Annotated in this window: 16 protein-coding genes, 3 pseudogenes and 1 other annotated feature; of the genes and pseudogenes, 11 read left to right on the plus strand and 8 right to left on the minus strand. The window is 38.2% G+C overall.

Annotation, left to right across the window (positions count from 1 at the left end):
- Position 1 precedes the first annotated feature (1 nt).
- The 3 genes from E5Y90_RS00470 to E5Y90_RS00475 form a co-directional block, all read right to left on the minus strand.
- On the minus strand, positions 2–358 hold the full coding sequence (locus E5Y90_RS00470) for a hypothetical protein (RefSeq protein ID WP_174659096.1): 357 nt from the start codon (positions 356–358) through the stop codon (positions 2–4).
- Positions 359–654: 296 nt separating this feature from the next.
- Positions 655–798, minus strand: coding sequence for a toxin-antitoxin system HicB family antitoxin (locus tag E5Y90_RS17660; protein ID WP_367273581.1), 144 nt, complete (start codon positions 796–798; stop codon positions 655–657).
- Positions 735–977 carry an antitoxin HicB gene (locus E5Y90_RS00475; protein WP_228723965.1) on the minus strand — a complete coding sequence of 81 codons (243 nt, stop codon included), beginning with the start codon at positions 975–977 and terminating at the stop codon, positions 735–737. The genes E5Y90_RS17660 and E5Y90_RS00475 overlap by 64 nt, the downstream gene beginning before the upstream one ends.
- A 480-nt stretch (positions 978–1,457) precedes the next feature.
- Here E5Y90_RS00475 and tauA point away from each other — a divergent pair, with 480 nt between their 5' ends.
- From tauA to dld, 8 genes are all read left to right on the plus strand, one after another.
- Positions 1,458–2,483: a taurine ABC transporter substrate-binding protein gene (gene tauA / locus E5Y90_RS00480; protein WP_174659097.1), complete on the plus strand. Its 1,026-nt coding sequence runs from the start codon at positions 1,458–1,460 to the stop codon at positions 2,481–2,483.
- Positions 2,484–2,493: 10 nt separating this feature from the next.
- Complete coding sequence (locus tag E5Y90_RS00485; protein WP_174659098.1) at positions 2,494–3,279, plus strand: taurine ABC transporter ATP-binding protein; 786 nt, start codon at positions 2,494–2,496, stop codon at positions 3,277–3,279.
- Complete coding sequence (gene tauC, locus E5Y90_RS00490) at positions 3,280–4,146, plus strand: taurine ABC transporter permease TauC (protein ID WP_174659099.1); 867 nt, start codon at positions 3,280–3,282, stop codon at positions 4,144–4,146.
- 15 nt (positions 4,147–4,161) lie between these two features.
- A complete protein-coding gene (gene tauD, locus E5Y90_RS00495) occupies positions 4,162–5,007 on the plus strand; it encodes a taurine dioxygenase (RefSeq protein ID WP_174659100.1) in 846 nt (281 codons plus the stop codon).
- A gap of 696 nt (positions 5,008–5,703) precedes the next feature.
- Positions 5,704–7,368 (plus strand): L-lactate permease, encoded by a 1,665-nt coding sequence (lldP, locus tag E5Y90_RS00500; protein ID WP_174659101.1) that lies wholly within the window; start codon positions 5,704–5,706, stop codon positions 7,366–7,368.
- A 17-nt stretch (positions 7,369–7,385) separates the two neighbouring features.
- Positions 7,386–8,129, plus strand: a complete 744-nt coding sequence (gene lldR, locus E5Y90_RS00505) for a transcriptional regulator LldR (protein WP_174659102.1) — start codon at positions 7,386–7,388, stop codon at positions 8,127–8,129.
- 3 nt (positions 8,130–8,132) lie between these two features.
- Positions 8,133–9,287, plus strand: a complete 1,155-nt coding sequence (gene lldD / locus E5Y90_RS00510) for an FMN-dependent L-lactate dehydrogenase LldD (protein WP_174659103.1) — start codon at positions 8,133–8,135, stop codon at positions 9,285–9,287.
- A 206-nt stretch (positions 9,288–9,493) separates the two neighbouring features.
- The gene (dld, locus tag E5Y90_RS00515) at positions 9,494–11,194 is read left to right on the plus strand and encodes a D-lactate dehydrogenase (RefSeq protein ID WP_174660532.1); all 1,701 of its coding nucleotides are present in this window, start codon (positions 9,494–9,496) and stop codon (positions 11,192–11,194) included.
- A 249-nt stretch (positions 11,195–11,443) separates the two neighbouring features.
- On the opposite strand, the gene E5Y90_RS00520 is transcribed toward dld, so the two are convergent.
- The 5 genes and pseudogenes from E5Y90_RS00520 to E5Y90_RS00540 form a co-directional block, all read right to left on the minus strand.
- Positions 11,444–12,190: an ATP-binding protein gene (locus E5Y90_RS00520; protein WP_174659104.1), complete on the minus strand. Its 747-nt coding sequence runs from the start codon at positions 12,188–12,190 to the stop codon at positions 11,444–11,446.
- Between the two features lie 10 nt (positions 12,191–12,200).
- A pseudogene (locus E5Y90_RS00525) lies at positions 12,201–12,773 on the minus strand (DUF1376 domain-containing protein).
- Between the two features lie 68 nt (positions 12,774–12,841).
- Positions 12,842–13,090 carry a hypothetical protein gene (locus E5Y90_RS00530; protein WP_004895356.1) on the minus strand — a complete coding sequence of 83 codons (249 nt, stop codon included), beginning with the start codon at positions 13,088–13,090 and terminating at the stop codon, positions 12,842–12,844.
- Positions 13,080–14,113, minus strand: a pseudogene (locus E5Y90_RS00535) (tyrosine-type recombinase/integrase); the annotation flags it as partial. The pseudogene E5Y90_RS00535 and the gene E5Y90_RS00530, both read right to left, overlap by 11 nt.
- Before the next feature lie 38 nt (positions 14,114–14,151).
- Positions 14,152–15,400 (minus strand): annotated as a pseudogene (locus E5Y90_RS00540) (IS3 family transposase).
- Positions 15,009–15,125 (minus strand) — a sequence feature (AL1L pseudoknot). Its footprint overlaps the pseudogene before it by 117 nt.
- Positions 15,401–15,606: 206 nt before the next feature.
- On the opposite strand from E5Y90_RS00540, the gene E5Y90_RS00545 reads away from it, so the two are divergent.
- From E5Y90_RS00545 to E5Y90_RS00555, 3 genes are all read left to right on the plus strand, one after another.
- Entirely contained in the window at positions 15,607–16,698 is a 1,092-nt protein-coding gene (locus E5Y90_RS00545; RefSeq protein WP_174659105.1) for an ATP-binding protein, read from the plus strand.
- Positions 16,699–16,792: 94 nt separating this feature from the next.
- Positions 16,793–18,085 carry a type II toxin-antitoxin system HipA family toxin gene (locus E5Y90_RS00550; protein ID WP_174659106.1) on the plus strand — a complete coding sequence of 431 codons (1,293 nt, stop codon included), beginning with the start codon at positions 16,793–16,795 and terminating at the stop codon, positions 18,083–18,085.
- A complete protein-coding gene (locus tag E5Y90_RS00555; RefSeq protein ID WP_174659107.1) occupies positions 18,078–18,356 on the plus strand; it encodes a helix-turn-helix domain-containing protein in 279 nt (92 codons plus the stop codon). The genes E5Y90_RS00550 and E5Y90_RS00555 overlap by 8 nt, the downstream gene beginning before the upstream one ends.
- Positions 18,357–18,537: the final 181 nt, after the last annotated feature.

Raw genomic sequence — 18,537 nt, forward strand, 5'->3', positions numbered from 1 at the left:
CTTAATTTCCTAGGAATTTATAGGTGATATAGAGCAAAACACTGGGAATCAGGATACCGAGAGTCGCTTTGAGAGTCTTGTTTACCATAAATACCCAAATAAAGGCCGCAGTATTTAAGCTAAAAGCAATCAAGGTGGCCGACATGGCTGCACTGCTTCCAGCCTCCATGAATAATTGGGCAATCACGATAGCAGCCAGTGAAGCAAGGATATAACCACCGACACCTGCCAAAATAAAGCGATATAAAATCATTCCACGATAAGCCAGTATATTTGCTTTAACTTTATTTTGGCTTGATGGAGTGGTTGAAGTCATTGTTTCAGTTGCTATTACATGCATATTCGGGCTATTTATCATCGAAAATTCTATCTATAAATTTATTAAACGACTTAAATGAGAATGATAACAATTATTATATGCATTGTGGAAGTCATTATTGGGGATTTGCCAACTTTACGTTAAATTTATAGTTAAATTGTGAGTGATTGCCTTATTTCATCCTCCTATTTTTATTTTTTCCAGTAAAAAATAAAATATTTTTAAAACTTATAGTTAGATATATTTTGAATTCAAATTATTGGATAACCGACCATCTATTCTTGTTGATGGCCTACTAGTCATTTTGATTGCTAGTAGACTACTAAGATATAAAATTACATAGCAAATTTTGCTGACGCCAAGCGACTCATACTCACGCCACGCTCCGCAGCTTCAAGTACTAGTTTTTGATGAACTATTGATGGAACACGAATAGCAAACCGTCCGCTATACTTTTTTCTGAAAGTGGTACAGGTAATTTCTCATTATTGCTGATCATATCTGCTACAACTTCACTAACAAGATCAACAATCCCTGAAAATGCTTTAGGTTGTTCAGCATCAAGCCAAGACAGTGATGGAAATTCGGCACATAGACCGACATACTCATTTTCTTCTGCTAACCATGTAACACGATAAGTATATTGTTTGCTATCCATTTGTCACCTCACAATGTTTTAAGTTTATCAAGTGCAGCTAATACTAGCCTAACCTGATAAGGTTTAGCTTTTCCGCTACCATCTTGAAGACTAATACAAGGATCACCTTACCACGGTGTTCTAAAGACCGTGTGACTACTACTTGTTTGTTTTGGTTCACCAAAATATTGCTTACAAAGCTTGAGTAAATCGACATAGCGGATATTTTTTGGGATATTCCGCAGTTGTTCTATAAGTTGATCAAGATTTACCATTTGAATGCTCAATAGTACCAATGATTAATAGTCTCAATATTAGATCTCTTTCATAAATCTTGGATTCTCAAATGAAGTGCAACAGAGAACTATTAAACAATCTTACTCAGCCTAATCATATTTCCGAATAAACAAAGCCATTTTTTTTATTTTTTAATATACAAAATTTACTTTAGCGTATCTATTTATAGCCAATATATTAAAAAAGATATCGAGTTAAATCATCATGAGCCGAGCAACTAAGCCACTAATTGTGACAGTCATTGTAGTGATTGCAATTGCTACATTTATCTATTTTCAAGCTAAAAAACTAGATACGAATCCTCAAGCAGTATCAAAAAATGACAAACCTGTTGTGATTGCATATCAAACAGGAATTGACCCAACTAAAATTGCACAGGCAAAAGGTGAATATGAAAAAGACAGTGGAAACGATATTCAGTGGAAAAAATTTGATACAGGAGCAGATGTTGTCAATGCTTTAGCATCTGGTGATGTCGATATTGGAAATATTGGTTCAAGTCCTGTAGCGGCTGCGGCAAGCCATGATTTACCTATAGAAGTATTTTTTGTAGCTGCGAAACTAGGTTCTTCAGAAGCATTAGTTGTAAATAATAAAGCAGGAATTCAATCACCAGCTGACTTAAAGGGCAAAACTATTGCCGTACCATTTGTTTCAACAGCACATTACAGCTTGTTATCAGCTTTGAAACATTGGAATATTGATGAATCAGAAGTCAAAATTATTAACTTACGTCCACCTGAAATTTCAGCAGCTTGGGAGCGTGGTGATATTGAGGCAGCCTATGTATGGGAGCCAGCATTAAGTAAATTACTTGCGTCGGGTAAATCTTTGGCAGATTCCAAACAAGTCGCTGATTGGGGTGCACCAACATATGATGTTTGGGTGGTACGTAAAGATTTTGCAGAGAAAAAACCTGAATTTTTAAAGTCTTTTGTACAGACATCATTAAATACGATTAATGAATATCAACAAGACCCTGAAGAATTTAAAAATAATACAGAATATTTAGCACGAATTTCTGAGTTAACAGGCTCAAACGCAAAAGATATTCCATTACTTTTATCTGGCAATATTTACTTAGACAAAGAACAACAACAGCAACTTTTTGTAGAGAAATTTGCTAAAAATATTCTAGATACCGCTGAGTTCTTAAAATCACAAGGCAAGGTAGACAAAGTTAAACAAAGTTATCAAACCAATGTTAACGCAAGCTTTTTAAAACCTTAAGGAGCCAAACATGAGTGTACTTAAGGCAGAAAATATCAGCTTAAGTTATAACAACAGCACGACACCAATATTGGAAAATATTTATCTCAATATTCCCGAGTCCTCTCTTACTATAATTTTAGGTGAGTCAGGCTGTGGCAAAACTACATTATTGAATATCTTGGCAGGTTTTCAACAGGCAGATGATGGTGTAGTAAAAATTGATAATCAAGTGCTCACAGCTCCAAGTGATCAGCGAGCGGTTGTATTTCAGGAACATGCTTTACTACCTTGGCTAAATGTCGCTGAAAATGTAGGCTTTTCTCTGAAGTTAAAAGGTTTAGCGACTAAAGAAATTGAACAGCATGTGAGTCAAATTTTAAAAATAGTTGGGCTTTCACATGTGACAGAAGCCAATATCTGGCAGCTCTCAGGAGGGATGAAACAACGTGTTGGAATAGCAAGAGCTTTAATTAGCCATGCGCCTTTTATTTTACTTGATGAACCTTTTGCTGCTTTAGATGCATTTACACGTGAAAATATGCAACAACTAGTTTTAGATTTATGGATCCAACAAAACAAAGGTTTTTTCTTAATCACGCATGATATCGAAGAAGCACTATTGTTGAGTCATCAATTGGTATTGATGTCTGCACATCCTGGGAAAATTATTGAAATATTACATTTAAATTTCGCTCAACGTTATAGAGATGGTGAGTCGATCCGTTCAATTAAATCAGATTCGGATTTTATACTGTTACGTGAAAAGTTATTTGAGCAATTACGCCAACAGAAATTAGAATCTTTGGAGGTTTAAATGAGTTCAAATCAACCACGAACGGTACTGAAATTTAACCCCATTATTGCACCAAAACCGAACAGTAAAACAGTGGCTAAACGTCTTCATATTTTTAAGCAATATGCAACCACAGTATTAAGTTTAGTAAGTGTACTTTCTGTTTTACTTGCTTGGTATGTGGTTACTGCACTACATTTGATTCCCGAATTATTTTTGCCAAGTCCTGCTGCTGTTTGGCAAAAGTTTGTAGAAGTCAGCCAACAAGGCTTCATGAAAGCAACACTCTGGCAACATTTGGCAGAAAGTATTGGGCGTGTTTTTATTGCTCTTTTTGCTGCAATTGTCATTGGTATACCTGTGGGTTTATGGATGGGCTTAAACCGTTGGGTAAGAGCTGTACTTGATCCACTCATTGAATTGCTACGTCCAATCCCACCACTTGCGTATTTACCTTTATTGGTCATTTGGTTTGGTATTGGTGAAACGACAAAAGTTTTACTTATTTTCTTTTCAATTCTTGCACCTGTGGTGATTAGTTCTACTTATGGCGTGTTAAGTCATCAAACCAACCGTGAGCGTGCAGCACTTTCCTTAGGTGCATCTAAACGTCAAGTTTTACAGTATGTGATTTTACCAACGGCACTACCTCACATTATTACAGGTATTCGTATTGGTTTAGGGGTAGGTTGGTCAACTTTGGTTGCAGCAGAGTTAGTAGCAGCTGATCGTGGTATTGGTTTTATGGTGCAGTCAGCCGCACAGTTTTTAATCACTGATGCGGTAATACTTGGCATTATTGTAATTGCACTAGTTGCAGTAAGTTTTGAATTATTTTTACGCTGGTTGCAAAAACAACTTGCACCTTGGTACGGACAACAGTTTTAAAGTAGAAGATGAATCATGAGCTTAAATATTGAAAAAATAAATCCAAATATTGGTGCAATTATTTCAGGAATTGATCTAAACCAAATTTCTGAGCATGAATTACAACATCTTCATGATGCTCTACTTGAGCATCAAGTCTTGTTTTTTCGAAAACAAAACTTAAGTGCAGATTCGCAAGTTGCTTTGGCACATAGTTTTGGTCCATTACATATACATCCAATTTTCCTATCGTTGCCACAAGCACCTGAAATTATTGTATTAGACAGCCATCAACAAGACTTAAAAGACAATGAGCTTTGGCATACAGATGTGACATTTAGCCATACACCCCCACTTGGCTGTGTGTTGCAAGCGATCAAACTTCCACAAACAGGTGGCGATACTTTTTGGGCAAGTGCAACAGCATCCTTTAAAGCTTTGCCTGAGGCATTAAAGCAAAAGCTTCGTGGTTTAACTGCTACACATGATATTCGTAAATCATTTCCTGTAGAACGCTACGGTAATACACCTGAAAAATTAAAACAGCTTGAACTTAGCTTCCAAAAAAATCCGCCTGTTGTACATCCTGTCGTGTGTAGGCACCCAGTTACACAAGAAGAAGTGCTTTTTGTAAATGAAGGTTTTACGACACGTATTAATGGGTTATCACAGCAAGAAAGTGATGAGTTACTGATATATTTATTTGAGCATAGTGTAAAAGCGGATTTTCATTTACGTTGGCAGTGGCAAGAAGGTGATGTTGCAATCTGGGATAACCGTTGCACACAGCATAAAGCACTGTTTGATTATGGCGATGCACACCGCATTATGCACCGAGCAACTATTATTGGTAGCGTACCTGCTTATAAACTCACAAGTTAATTCACTACAAACGTCATAAAATTTTTGTTGAAGTTAATTCAAAACCTCTCGACCTGAGAGGGTTTGTTTTTTAAGTTGAGATTTAAAAAAAATATGTAAAAGGTTAATTTTAAATTAAATTCTGAACAGCCACCAATCTCCTAGACAAATTTGGTCCATATATTAACGAGGTATGGCTCATGTTGAGCAGACCATTCGGTCGTTGAGTCAAGTCAAATCAAGATATCTTCTCAATTTACTCGGGCTTGGTGAGAAGAGGATCAATTATTTGTACGATAAAGTTTAGGTACAGGTTTACTCATTTACAAAATTAAATGCTGAATAAGCCCTAAAAACATTGGGCTGCACAACCAAGCTTATGAAAGTTAGGAAATTTAGTAATTTATGTTTATCCAATTCATTATAAGACTAAAGTTATAGAGTCTCTATTCCAACCGCAATTATGTGGTGCGGATAGATTGATTTATATACATCTCTTAAGTTTCTAATAACGTATAAGATTTTAATAGATTGCAGAATTGGTCATACCAAATATTAAGTTAAGTTATCTTTCTTGTGTTTTTGGGTTACTATTACTAATATAATCGCTCTAAATGTCCATTTTATTCCTTAATTACCTAAATTGGTCATACCAGTTTGATTTATAAGTATAATGAACTGTTCAATCTAGTAGTTAAGCATTTCAAGGAGTAGACAATGCTTCAACAGTGGCAACAAATTTATGATCCCATGAGTAATATTTGGGTTTCGAGTGCTATTGCGCTAGTTCCAATTGTTTTCTTTTTTTTAGCGTTAGCTATTTTTCGCATGAAGGGTAGTGTAGCCGCGACAATTACTGTTTTTTTAGCCTTTCTGGTTTCATTATTTTTATATGAAATGCCAATCGAAATGGCATTGGCATCAATGGTATATGGCTTCTTCTACGGACTGTGGCCAATTGCATGGATTATTATCGGTGCGGTTTTTATATATAAGATTTCAGTGAAAACAGGACAGTTTGAGGTTATTCGTTCCTCTATTCTATCAATTACAGAAGATCAACGTCTGCAAATGTTATTAGTAGGATTTGCTTTTGGTACGTTTTTAGAAGGTGCAGCAGGTTTTGGTGCACCTGTGGCAATTACTGCGGCATTATTGGTAGGACTCGGTTTTAAGCCTTTGTATGCGGCTGGGCTATGTCTGATAGTAAACACTGCACCTGTTGCTTTCGGTGCAATGGGAATTCCGATCATTGTGGCTGGGCAGGTTTCAGGTGTTGATACCATGGAGATCAGTCAAATGGTGGGTCGTCAGTTACCCTTTATGGTGCCAATTGTATTGATATGGATCATGGCAATCATGGATGGTTGGCGTGGAGTTAAAGAAACTTGGCCTGCTATTTTAGTTGCAAGCTTATCTTTTGGTTTAGCACAATATTTAACATCAAATTTTGTTGGGCCTGAGTTACCCGATATTACTGCTGCAATTGCATCATTGATCAGTTTAACTATATTACTTAAGTATTGGAAACCAAAACATATTTTTCGTTTTCAGGATAAAGATATACGGGTAGATGAAACTATTATCGAGCAAGCTCGTAAGCAATATAGTGTGGGACAGATAGCCAAAGCTTGGTCTCCATTTTTGATACTTACAGCAATGGTGACGGTCTGGAGCATCAAACCTTTTAAAGATTTATTTATTAAAGATGGTGCCCTAAGTGATTTTGTAATTTCAATTAAAGTGCCGTATCTGCATCAATTGATTCAAAAGCTGCCGCCTGTTGTGCCTGAAATTAAAGATTATGATGCGATTTATAAATTCGATTGGTTATCGGCAACGGGTACAGCAATTATGTTGGCGGCATTACTCACGATTATTTATTTAAAAATGAAACCTAAAGCGGCAATTTCGACATTCTTTGAAACAGTGAATGAACTGAAAACACCAATTTATTCGATTGGTATGGTGCTAGCTTTTGCGTTCATTGCAAACTATTCAGGTCTGTCAGCGACACTGGCTTTGGCACTGGCACATACGGGTCAAGCTTTCACCTTTTTCTCACCATTCTTGGGTTGGGTCGGAGTGTTTCTTACAGGTTCAGATACTTCAGCTAATGCATTGTTCTCAGCGTTACAAGCAACTACAGCACAGCAAATCGGCGTGCCTGAAGTTTTATTAGTTGCTGCCAATACCAGTGGTGGAGTAACAGGTAAGATGATTTCCCCTCAATCGATTGCAATTGCTTGTGCGGCAGTGGGTTTGGTTGGTAAAGAATCTGATTTATTCAGATTTACAGTAAAGCACAGCATTATCTTTACGATCATGATTGGTATTATTGTGACCTTACAAGCTTATATTTTCCCGTGGATGATTCCGTAAACGGGTCAAGGAAAAGAATGAAAGTCTCTGACAAAGTAGTACAGCGTTTACGTCTATTGATTGAAAAAAATAATGTGCAAATCGGAGAGCGATTGCCTGCTGAACGCCAACTCTGTGAACAGTTGGGTGTGTCTCGTAGCTCTTTACGTGAGGCGATTCAACAGCTGATTGCCGCAGGAATTATTCAGAGCAAAGCGGGTGCAGGTACCTATTTAAAGCAGTTGCCTGCACATTGGTCACAGCATCAAATCGTTGAGCCATTATCCGGTTTGATGGATCAAGATCCTGAATATCGTTTTGATGTACAAGAAGCTCGTATGGTGCTTGAAGGTGGTACAGCATGGTATGCGGCACAACGTGCTACCCCCAGTGATTTGATCAATATTCGTCAGTGTTTTGAGCAGATTAGCCATTTTCAGGCTTTAGGTGATGATGCTCATGCAGCAATAGCGGATGCAAAGTTTCATCTGGCGATTGCAGAAGCATCCCACAATCTAGTGTTGATCCAAATGATGCGTAGTTTGTTTGATTTATTACAAGACAATGTGATGTTGGGGCGACGTAAAGTTTACACCACACCACAACATTTTGAACAATTGTATGACCAACACTTTGAGGTGATGGACGCAATTGAACGTCAAGACTCAAAGGCTGCTCGTAAGGCAGCTTGTGGGCATATTGAATTTGTTGTTCAACGCGTACGTATGATCGATGAGGAAGAAGCACGTCGTCAACGTTCGAGTCGATTAAATAGGACATAAATTATGATTATTTCTTCTGCAAATGACTATCGTGAAGCTGCGAAACGTCGTTTACCACCATTTTTATTTGAATATATTGATGGTGGTGCCTATGCGGAATATACCTTAAAGCGTAATGTGGAGGATTTATCAAAAATCGCTTTACGTCAACGTGTGTTAAAGAACATGTCTGAGCTGAGCTTAGAAACGCAATTGTTTGGTGAGAATTTGGCATTGCCAGTGGCATTGTCACCTGTAGGCTTAACAGGTATGTATGCACGTCGCGGTGAAGTTCAAGCCGCTGTTGCCGCAGATAAAAAGGGCATTCCCTTTACCTTATCAACAGTTTCAGTTTGTCCGATTGAAGAAGTGGCACCTGCGATTCAACGTCCAATGTGGTTTCAACTGTATGTACTACGTGACCGTGGATTTATGAAAAATGCCTTGGAACGTGCTAAAGCAGCAGGCTGTTCTACCTTAGTATTCACAGTAGATATGCCCGTTCCAGGTGCGCGTTACCGTGATGCACATTCAGGGATGAGTGGTAAAAATGCTGCAATGCGCCGTTACATGCAATCATGTATGCATCCACACTGGGCTTGGAATGTCGGTTTATTAGGGCGTCCACATGATTTAGGTAACATTTCAAAATATCTAGGTAAGCCGACAGGTCTTGAAGATTATATCGGTTGGCTGGGCAATAACTTCGACCCTTCAATTTCTTGGAAAGATCTTGAGTGGATTCGTGATTATTGGGAGGGTCCTATGGTTATTAAAGGAATTTTAGATCCTGAAGATGCTAAGGATGCAGTACGTTTTGGAGCAGATGGAATTGTGGTCTCCAATCACGGTGGTCGCCAGCTTGACGGTGTGTTGTCTTCTGTTCGTGCACTTCCTTCAATTGCAAGTGCGGTTAAAGGTGACATTAAAATTTTAGCAGATTCAGGAATTCGTAACGGTCTTGATGTAGTACGTATGTTGGCTATGGGTGCAGATATTTGCATGCTTGGTCGTGCATTTGTATACGCACTTGGTGCTGCCGGCGGTGCTGGGGTAAGTAATTTACTAGATTTGATTGAGAAAGAAATGCGTGTAGCAATGACATTGACTGGTGCAAGAACCATTGCAGATATTACATCGGATTGCTTGGTTAAGTTAGAAAAAGAGCAAGCAATTTAATTACCCACTTTAGTAAATTCCTGCCAAACTTCCTTGGAAAAAAGAGATTCTTATCCGAATAATTTAGGTGAAAAGCTTCCTTTTAAAAAGGAGGCCTTAATAGTTTAGAAAGAATCTCGCCCAATCGTCACTTGAGCTGAATTTTAAAAGATACCTAGGTGAGAAAATTAAATTATTTGGGCATTTATAAAATAGAAGACTTAAAAATGATAAACATTCAATCCTCTTCTCAACAAACAATTCAAAAACTGATTGATGTTGTTGGTAAAAAAAATGTAATGACTTGCGAGAAAGATACTCGTTTGTATCGCCAAGGTCGCCGTTACGGTGCAGGGAATGTCTTAGCTGTCGTTATTCCTGGGACATTGGTAGAACAATGGAAAGTACTAAAAATAGCGGTTGACGATGGTTGTATCGTAATCATGCAAGCTGCGAATACAGGACTTACGGGTGGCTCAACCCCATTCGGCGATGATTACGACCGTCCAGTATTATTGATGAGTACTCGTCGTCTAAGTGGTATTCAAGTAATCAATGAAGGTAAGCAAGTCATTTGTTTACCAGGTGCGACTTTGGATCGTTTAGAAAAAGAATTAGCAGTTTTTAATCGTGAACCTCATTCAGTCATTGGTTCATCTTGTATCGGCGCTTCAGTCTTAGGAGGCGTGTGTAATAACTCTGGTGGAGCATTGGTGCGTCGTGGACCTGCTTACACAGAACTTGCATTATATGCAAGGGTGAATGATCAAGGCTCGCTTGAATTAGTCAATCATTTAGGTGTTAATCTGGGGCATTCCCCTGAGGAAATCTTATCGAATTTGGAACAACGAAAATATCAAATTACCGACATCGAAAATGAGAGTCAGTGCTATGCATCAGACCATCGTTATATTAAAGATGTGGCAAAAATTGATGAAAACACACCGGCACGTTTTAATGCTGATCCATCTCGTTTATTTGAAGCATCTGGTTCAGCGGGTAAAGTCTGTGTGTTTGCGGTACGTTTAGATACGTTTGAGAGAATTTCAAGTCAAGTGTTTTATGTGGGGAGTAATCGCCAAGAAGATTTAACCGAAATCCGTCGTTTTTTACTGAAAGATTTACCGCGTATCCCTATTGCTGGTGAGTATATTCATCGTGTTGCTTATGACATTGGTGCTGAATATGGTAAGGATACTTTTATGTTTATCGAGAAATTCGGTACAGCCAAAGTGCCTGCTGCATTTGCAATGAAAGATAAAATAGATGCTTATCTTGAAAAACTTAAAATACGTGGTCTTTCTGATAAATTTTTGCAGTTGCTGACAAAGTTTCTACCCTCGCACTTGCCGAAGCGTATGAATGCATTTCGAAATTTATATGAACATCATTTGATACTACGTATTGAAGATCAAGATGTGGCTGCGGTAGAGGCATTTTTAGAAAGCTACTTTGATCATCACGAAACTGGTGATTATTTCCTTTGTGATGAAGATGAAGGGCGAAAAGCATTTTTACATCGTTTTGCGGTCGCAGGTGCTGCAATTCGTTATCGAGATACGCATCGATCAGAAGTCGAAGATATTGTTGCATTAGATATCGCACTTCGCCGGAATGATCGTGAATGGGTAGAAACCTTACCTAAAGAAATGGATGAGCAGATTTTACATAAATTGTATTACGGACATTTTTTATGTCATGTATTCCATCAAGATTACATTGTTAAAAAAAATGTTGATCCTTTAGCTATGGAACATGCAATGTGGCGTTTATTAGATAATCGTGGGGCTGAGTATCCAGCAGAGCATAATGTTGGACATTTATATGTAGCTAAGCCTGCATTGAAAAATCATTATAAAAAACTTGATCCAACAAATACTTTTAATGTCGGAATTGGGCAGACATCTAAGCTTAAATATTGGAAGTAATAGGAATGATTTTTAATGCAAAGCATATTGTTAGTAAATAATCCAAGATAATGGTATCTAAGATATATAGCCGTGAACCAATTTTAAGCCAATGATTTCTTAATCTGAATGTTTATGCAACAAAGCCATTCAAACTTAATAGGATATTGATTGTGGAAACCGAGAGTTATCTACTGGGTTAGATGTTCTGAATCTTTAGAAAGAAAGCCAATTATCTCGGAAGATAATTGGCTTGAGTAAAGAGTTTGGCTATCCGCTTATTCGTCGATCATCCCAATAACACGGTACGACAATCAAATTGTTTTCATGTAATCGTGAACATAATCGGACACCTAAATCCCGCTGCATATTTTGGACTGTGAAATTGGAAATCAGCAGGGTAGATTTCATATTGTCATAACGACTATATAAGACCTTATGCACCATCTCCAAGCGTTTTTCATGCCGGTCATGCAGGCCATATTCATCAATCACCAATAAATCAAAACTGGAGAAATGGTCGATGACTTCTTTCTCAGAGCGTGAAGTATCTGACCAAGTATCCATCATTTTTTGAGCAATTTCTGCACTGGTATAGTAGCGTGCAGATTTTGTACTGTTATGCAGAATGTTGCGAATAATTGATGCACTCAGATGGGTTTTACCTGTACCCGGTGTACCAATCATCAACATGTTCGGGGTGTGACCAGAAATAATCTGCTGTGCAAAGGCCTGACATAGTTTGATGGCATTGTCTTGTGCAGGGCATGCAACTACATAATTCTTGAAGCCACGATCCAGGTAGCGTTTATTGAGGCCTGAATTTTTAATTTTCTGTTGTAGCAATCGCTGTTGCAGTTCATTCTCATAAGCTGCATGTGAGTGATGGACGGTTTCTTTGGCACACAATTTACAGAGCCTGTGACCAGCAATTTCCATCAGGGGTATACGGTGGGTAGGGCAAAGTGTTTCCGTTGATTCTGCGTCAAAATGAAGCATTCTAGGCATAGTATTCATTAAAACTTCCTCAAATCCATTTGGAATTTTGTGAAAAATCCTCATTTTTTTCTTCAAAATTTGAAGATGAAGATGAAGATGAAGATGAAGATGAAGATGAAGATGAAGATGAAGATGAAGATGAAGATGAAGGGCATGGTTCAAGCATGACTTGAGTAATACTCGGGCTCTTCTCAGGAGCTGCTTGAGCATTTACTTTTCGTTGCTTGCTTGATGCTTGAGCATTACTTGCGGATTTCCCCCAACGTGCTTGAGCTGCATTTTTAGCTTTATCAGATTTCATTTGCTGATTTTGCAATGCCTGGCTTTTTAAACTGCTTAAGAAACTTGAATGAATCTACTTAGATTCGACTTCAAACAATTCCAGGGCTATCAGCGTATTCAACAAAGTTTTAGCCTTGGTATGTTGCGATAATTTTGTGATGCTACATACAGTAGCTAGGTCATGAGGAATGGCACCATTTTTCCAGAAATCCATCATTAACAGTAGGGTGGCACCAATTTGTTCTGCTGTCATTCGTGCAAATTTCGCCTGTAGGTCGCCAATATAGAGTGGCATCCAAATTGAAATATCTTTATGCATGTGTTCACCTTTTTATAGGTATAAAGGGGTTAAGGTCATCGATTGGATGACCTTCTATGTTGGTTGTATTAGTGAGCGAGACTCATTAAGCGGAGACGGGCCTGTTGGGCCAAGTCATCGTAATGGGCTTGCCCTTCATCCAGCATTCGCTGCAGCCAGAGTCTCAATGCTTGGTGATCATCGAAGCATTTATTGATTTCCAGCAAAAAGGCCAGATTATGCAGTTTGGGAATGTGTAGCTCATGGATTAATTCACGAGCGACCATATCTGCTTCTGGGCTAACGACTACGCCGCCAAAGAAAGCTTTACTGTTCATGGGCAAGCTCCTCTGTATTGAGTCTCTCCAGCATGGCTTCAAAAGCACTACCATCGCGGCGCGTAACATTGGGGATGTAACGGCTATAGACCCGGAATAGCATTTCAGTCGTTGAATGTCCCAGCTGGCGAGCAATCCATTCCGGGTTCTCGCCTGCCGACAGCCAGAGCGTTGCTGCTGTATGACGTGTTTGATAGGCTCTTCTAGGCTTCAATCCTAGAAAGCGCAAGATCGGATGCCAGACACGTTTATTCACCAAACGATAATCGAGAGGTCCACCATCACGATTGCAGAAAACAAACTCTGATTTGCCATTATTTAAGCTTTTCTGTTGGAGAAAGGCCTGATAAACCCGATCACTCATTTGGATGGTACGGTCAGAACCATAAGTTTTGGTTCCACCAAAATACCATTCACTAATGCTTCTCTGATATGGATTTCACGACGTTGTAAGTCGATATTGTTCCATTGCAGACCATCGATTTCACTGGTACGCATACCCGTAAAAAAGCGAATGGTGTAATAGGGCTTAAAATCATCACGAACTGTGGCTAAAATTGCATGGACTTCCTTTAATGAAAAAGGTGTGACTTCAATTTTTCCTTGCTTTAAGTTCTTGATATTCTTATAAAGGCTATCAAAGTCATATCGTTCGGCAGCACTATCGAGTATCATACGAAGTGCTATCATAATCTGGTTGATTCTTGATGGTGAAAGGCATTCTTGGTTTTTCCCGTGAGTCACTTTGGCGAGGGATGAACGGAATCCAAGGATGTCTGACTTTTTGATATTAATAACCGGAATTGTGCCAAAAAAAGGGATTAAGTACTTTTTGATCACAATTTGAATTTTCTCCTTATAGCTTGTACGCCATTCTATTTCTTTATCAGTGAACCAAATTTCACAGAACTTAGAAAATAGAGGTGTTTTTGAGCTGATTTCATTTACTCTGTTTTCTGCATTTTTGATTTCTTTCAAACGAGAACTTTTTGGAAAGTATTTAGCATAGTCAAAAATACCCAATGAACCGTACCGGGTTTGTCGGAGACTTTTTATTTAAGTTAGGCCACCTGACCTAACGGATTAATCTTATCATAGTAGATTGCTTCAAACTCAAAAGGTGATACATAACCCAGTGCACTATGTACACGTTCTTTATTGAACCAATCTACCCAGTTTAGTGTCGCAAGTTGTACATCTGCTAAACCTTGCCAATCTGCTTTTAAATATTCAATCACCTCTGTTTTGTATAAGCCATTCACCGTTTCAGCCAAAGCATTATCGTATGAATCACCAGTCGTACCGACTGATGCTCGTAAATTTGCTGCTTCTAAACGATTGGTATAACGAATGGAAAGATATTGCACACCTCTGTCGGAATGATGAATCACATTCTTTGGCATGCCTCGGTCATGCAATGCTTGCTCCAATGCATCGAGCACCATGTCTGTATTCATACGTGTTGATACTTTCCATCCAACAATTGCTCGTGAGAACACATCAATAATAAAGGCGGTATAGACCCAACCTGAATTGGTTTGAATATACGTGAAGTCAGCGACCTGAGAAGCACTGCTTCGCAAGGGTCAGGTCGATCAGCACTAAAATTCCGTTTCACCAAGTCATCCGCTCGTTTTTGATCATCTCTGCTACGGGTCGTTTGTTTATTCTTCCCACGCCAAACACCTTGTATACCTAGCTTTTGCATCAATCGAGCAACTGTACAGCGCGCAATAACATAGCCTTCACGTTTCAGTTTTTGCCAGACCTTACGCACACCATATCGACCTGAACTTTCTCTCCAAATTCGTTTAATTTGTTCAGCATGATGCAAGTCATGTAAATCTCGTTTCGCTCGATGTTCCCTTGCGAAGCAATGCTTCTCATCCGCGAGATCTAAAGTCCGGTAATAGGTTGAAGGGGCGATCGGTAAAATCCTACAAATCGCATCAACGCCATACAGCTCTTTATTATTATGGATAAAATCCACCATTATTTGTGTGGGCGGTCGAGCTCCGCCTGGGCGAAAAAAGCAGCTGCTTTGCGTAGAATTTCATTGGCACGCTTTAATTCTTTGATTTCACGTTCCATTTGCTTCATTTTTTCTTGATCTGAAAGCTGCTGTACTTTGATTGGATTTTGTTGAGCCAAATGCTTCTGATGCCAGGAACGTAGTGTTTCAGGCGTACAGCCAATCTTGGGTGCAATTGCTGTGATTGCAGCCCAATTCGATGGATAATCTTTTTCGGATTCAATCAATAATTGAACCGCTCTATCTCTGATTTCAGGGGGATATTTGGGTTTTTTCATCGGAACATTCTCTCAAGAAAGTTGGTCTCCGACAAACCCGGTACGGTTCATAATGGAGTTATAAAATAAACCAGTTGATCTGTAAGAAGGTGCTTTATTGGCCTGATTAGATCCTATTAGATTAAAGAAATCTAATTAGACATTTACAATCTAATGGAATCTAATACAATCTATGGTAATAAATAAATCATTGCCGAGTAATTAAAATGATGACCATCTCCAATGACCCTTGGCACTTTCCACGTACAGAACTGGCGAAACAAATTTTAGGCATGTTTGAGACTGGACTAGCTAGTTCTCTGACTTTTTTTGCCCCACGCCGGATGGGAAAAACTGAATTTTTACGAAAAGATATTACGCCTCTAGCTGAACAGCTTGGATGGCGCGTTTTTTATTTCAGTTTTTTAGATGCAGGCCTGCATAGTGAAGGGCAGTTTGTAAAAGCTCTTGATGAGTTTTCAAAACAAAATAGCTTAATGGGGAAAGCCACACATTGGATTAAAAATATTGGTTCTTTAAGTACAGAGGTGGCAGGGGTAAAAGCTGAAGTGACACTTTTACAAGGACAAGTGAATTCCAGTATTTTGTCTAGCATTACTAAACTGGCTCAGCAGGGGAAACCTATTTTACTGTTACTTGATGAGATTCAGGCTTTAGCTAGTTCAAAATATAAAACCACGATTGCCAGTTTACGTACCGCTTTAGATATGCATAAAGAAACAATAAAGGTGATTTTTACTGGTTCAAGTCGAGAAGGCCTGAGACAAATGTTTTCTGTAAGTAGTGCTCCATTTTTTCATTATGGACAGAATTTACCTTTTCCAAATCTAACAAAAGCATTTACAGATCATCTGGCAGATGTATTTAATCAAACAACAGGACGTAGTTTGAATAAAGAAATTTTATGGCATGCTTTTTTAGATATGAAGCAAAGTCCTCAACTAGCAAGATCATTAGTGGAGCGTTTAGCCTTAAACCCAATGCTGGCTATAGATTTTGCAAAGGAACAGCTTATAGCCGATACAATGGGGCATCGTGACTTTTCGGGATTATGGGGAGAGTTTAAGTTATTAGAACAGCTAATTTTAAAAGCCATAGCGGAATCACAAGTTGAACTTTATAGTAGTCAATTTAGACAACATCTGGCTGATTCCATTGGTGTAGATAACATTGCGGTATCAAGTATTCAATCGGCCCTACGTTCTTTATCAAAAAAACAAATTATTTTTAAACCAGAAAATGGTACTTATGAAATCGAGGATGCTCTTTTTAAAGAATGGATTATGGATGAAGCATAATTTTGAAAACTCACTTGGATAAAAATAATACTTTACCACTATAATAAGTATATAATAGGCAAAACCGCCCATACTTTACTATTTAAATAGAATTATGAATGATTTTTGCTCTGTCCAAATATTTCTGAATAATCAATGGATCGATTGTGCCACTATTGAAGTAATAGGTGAAAAAGCTAAAGGTTGGAAAGCTAGCTGCGGAACATATTATTCAATGGATTATGCAATTGAACATATGGGTTTACGAGATGGTCATGCTGTTTCAAACCATTATCCGATTAATTTAGAAAGCAATATTGAGCCTACGTGGCCAGCTTTTCTAGTTGATCTATTACCTCAAGGTTATGGTCGAAAAGAACTATTAAAAAAACTTGGCCGCCCCGAGTATGAAGAAGAGTCAGCAGATTGGCAATTGCTTAAAGTAGGAGCGAGCAACCCTATCGGTAACTTAAGAATAAAAGAAGCTCATGAATGGCTTTTAACTCAATATGCAGATCAGTTAGTACAAGGATTTGCAATACAGGAAATTATCGAACGTAGTGAAGAGTTTCTCGAGTCATTATCATCTTTTGGATTATTTATCTCTGGATCATCGGGTGTTCAAGGCGAGTGGCCAAAACTATTACTCACACAAGGTCATGATGAGCTATTTTATCTTGATCATACCTTACCTGATGAAATGGCTAAACAGCACTGGTTGGTTAAATTTAGCCGAGGAACAGATCAACGTCTAAACAAAATTTTGAATCAAGAACCCTTATATATGCAAATAGCAGCATATTTAGGATTGCGAGTATTTAGACCTCTAGAATTACATGGAAGAACTTTATTTATTCCACGTTTTGATCGGCAAGTGGTTGATAACCGTGTTGAAAGAATAGCCCAAGAAAGTTTAGCTTCTTTCAGTGGTAAAGCGGGCTTCGGAGTAAAAATGTCTCATAACGAAGTCTGCAAAATTATAATGAATTGCTGTACGGATCCAGAAACAGAAATTCTTGAATATGTAAAAAGAGATTTAGCCAATATCGCTTTAGGAAATAAAGATAATCATACCCGTAATACAGCATTTCAAAGGTTTAACAATGGCGATATTCGATTAACGCCTTTATTTGATTTTGCCCCTATGTGGTTACATCCAGATGGAATCGCAAGATCTACTCGATGGGAAAAAGACGATAATAACTGGGCTTCAATTGCTCATCAAATTGTAGAATGCAGTTCTTTAACCATAGAACAAATAAAATCTTTATTTTCTGAACAGTTACCTTTGTATCAAGGGCTTTTAACCAAGATGAAATCTATCGGGATAGATGATGAAATTCTAGAAAATTGTGCATATCGCATTGAAGGTATTTGCGCACAATTAAAGGAGATTTGCTATGGATAAACGTTTTATTCCACTCTCTCAAATAGAGCAAATTAAAAAAAGACAATATGTCTTAGAACAGATTCAACTGAATCCCGATTGGCCGATACATGTCATTGCAAAATTCATTAGAACAGAGTTGCATCTGACTTTAAATGAAATGTCCAAGATCACTAAAATTTCGCTTCAAACTTTACAGAAGCTAGAGCGATCCGATGCAAATCCAACCTTAGAAACAATGCTAAAACTTTTAACCCCATTTGGTTTAAAATTAACGGTCGTGAAGAAATGATAACTTTCTATCAGGATATTTTCGACCTCAATGATCTGTTTAACTTCTCGGATTTGATTGTCTTTACTCACAATATTCCTATTGAGTGAGTCGAATCTGTGCTCAGGTTGAGCAGTTCGGCTACTGTTCTGAAATGAGAGCTTTGTCCGTTATAATTGTATAAACATTTTTAGTGTCTGGT

The sequence above is a fragment of the Acinetobacter sp. 10FS3-1 genome, assembly GCF_013343215.1.
GTDB lineage: Bacteria > Pseudomonadota > Gammaproteobacteria > Pseudomonadales > Moraxellaceae > Acinetobacter > Acinetobacter lwoffii_C.

Coding starts and splice junctions, on each gene's coding strand:
- E5Y90_RS00470 (WP_174659096.1), bottom strand. CDS start 358: ATGATAAATAGCCCGAATATGCATGTAATAGCAACTGAAACAATGACT.
- E5Y90_RS00475 (WP_228723965.1), bottom strand. CDS start 977: ATGGATAGCAAACAATATACTTATCGTGTTACATGGTTAGCAGAAGAA.
- tauA (WP_174659097.1), top strand. CDS start 1,458: ATGAGCCGAGCAACTAAGCCACTAATTGTGACAGTCATTGTAGTGATT.
- E5Y90_RS00485 (WP_174659098.1), top strand. CDS start 2,494: ATGAGTGTACTTAAGGCAGAAAATATCAGCTTAAGTTATAACAACAGC.
- tauC (WP_174659099.1), top strand. CDS start 3,280: ATGAGTTCAAATCAACCACGAACGGTACTGAAATTTAACCCCATTATT.
- tauD (WP_174659100.1), top strand. CDS start 4,162: ATGAGCTTAAATATTGAAAAAATAAATCCAAATATTGGTGCAATTATT.
- lldP (WP_174659101.1), top strand. CDS start 5,704: ATGCTTCAACAGTGGCAACAAATTTATGATCCCATGAGTAATATTTGG.
- lldR (WP_174659102.1), top strand. CDS start 7,386: ATGAAAGTCTCTGACAAAGTAGTACAGCGTTTACGTCTATTGATTGAA.
- lldD (WP_174659103.1), top strand. CDS start 8,133: ATGATTATTTCTTCTGCAAATGACTATCGTGAAGCTGCGAAACGTCGT.
- dld (WP_174660532.1), top strand. CDS start 9,494: ATGATAAACATTCAATCCTCTTCTCAACAAACAATTCAAAAACTGATT.
- E5Y90_RS00520 (WP_174659104.1), bottom strand. CDS start 12,190: ATGAATACTATGCCTAGAATGCTTCATTTTGACGCAGAATCAACGGAA.
- E5Y90_RS00530 (WP_004895356.1), bottom strand. CDS start 13,090: ATGAACAGTAAAGCTTTCTTTGGCGGCGTAGTCGTTAGCCCAGAAGCA.
- E5Y90_RS00545 (WP_174659105.1), top strand. CDS start 15,607: ATGATGACCATCTCCAATGACCCTTGGCACTTTCCACGTACAGAACTG.
- E5Y90_RS00550 (WP_174659106.1), top strand. CDS start 16,793: ATGAATGATTTTTGCTCTGTCCAAATATTTCTGAATAATCAATGGATC.
- E5Y90_RS00555 (WP_174659107.1), top strand. CDS start 18,078: ATGGATAAACGTTTTATTCCACTCTCTCAAATAGAGCAAATTAAAAAA.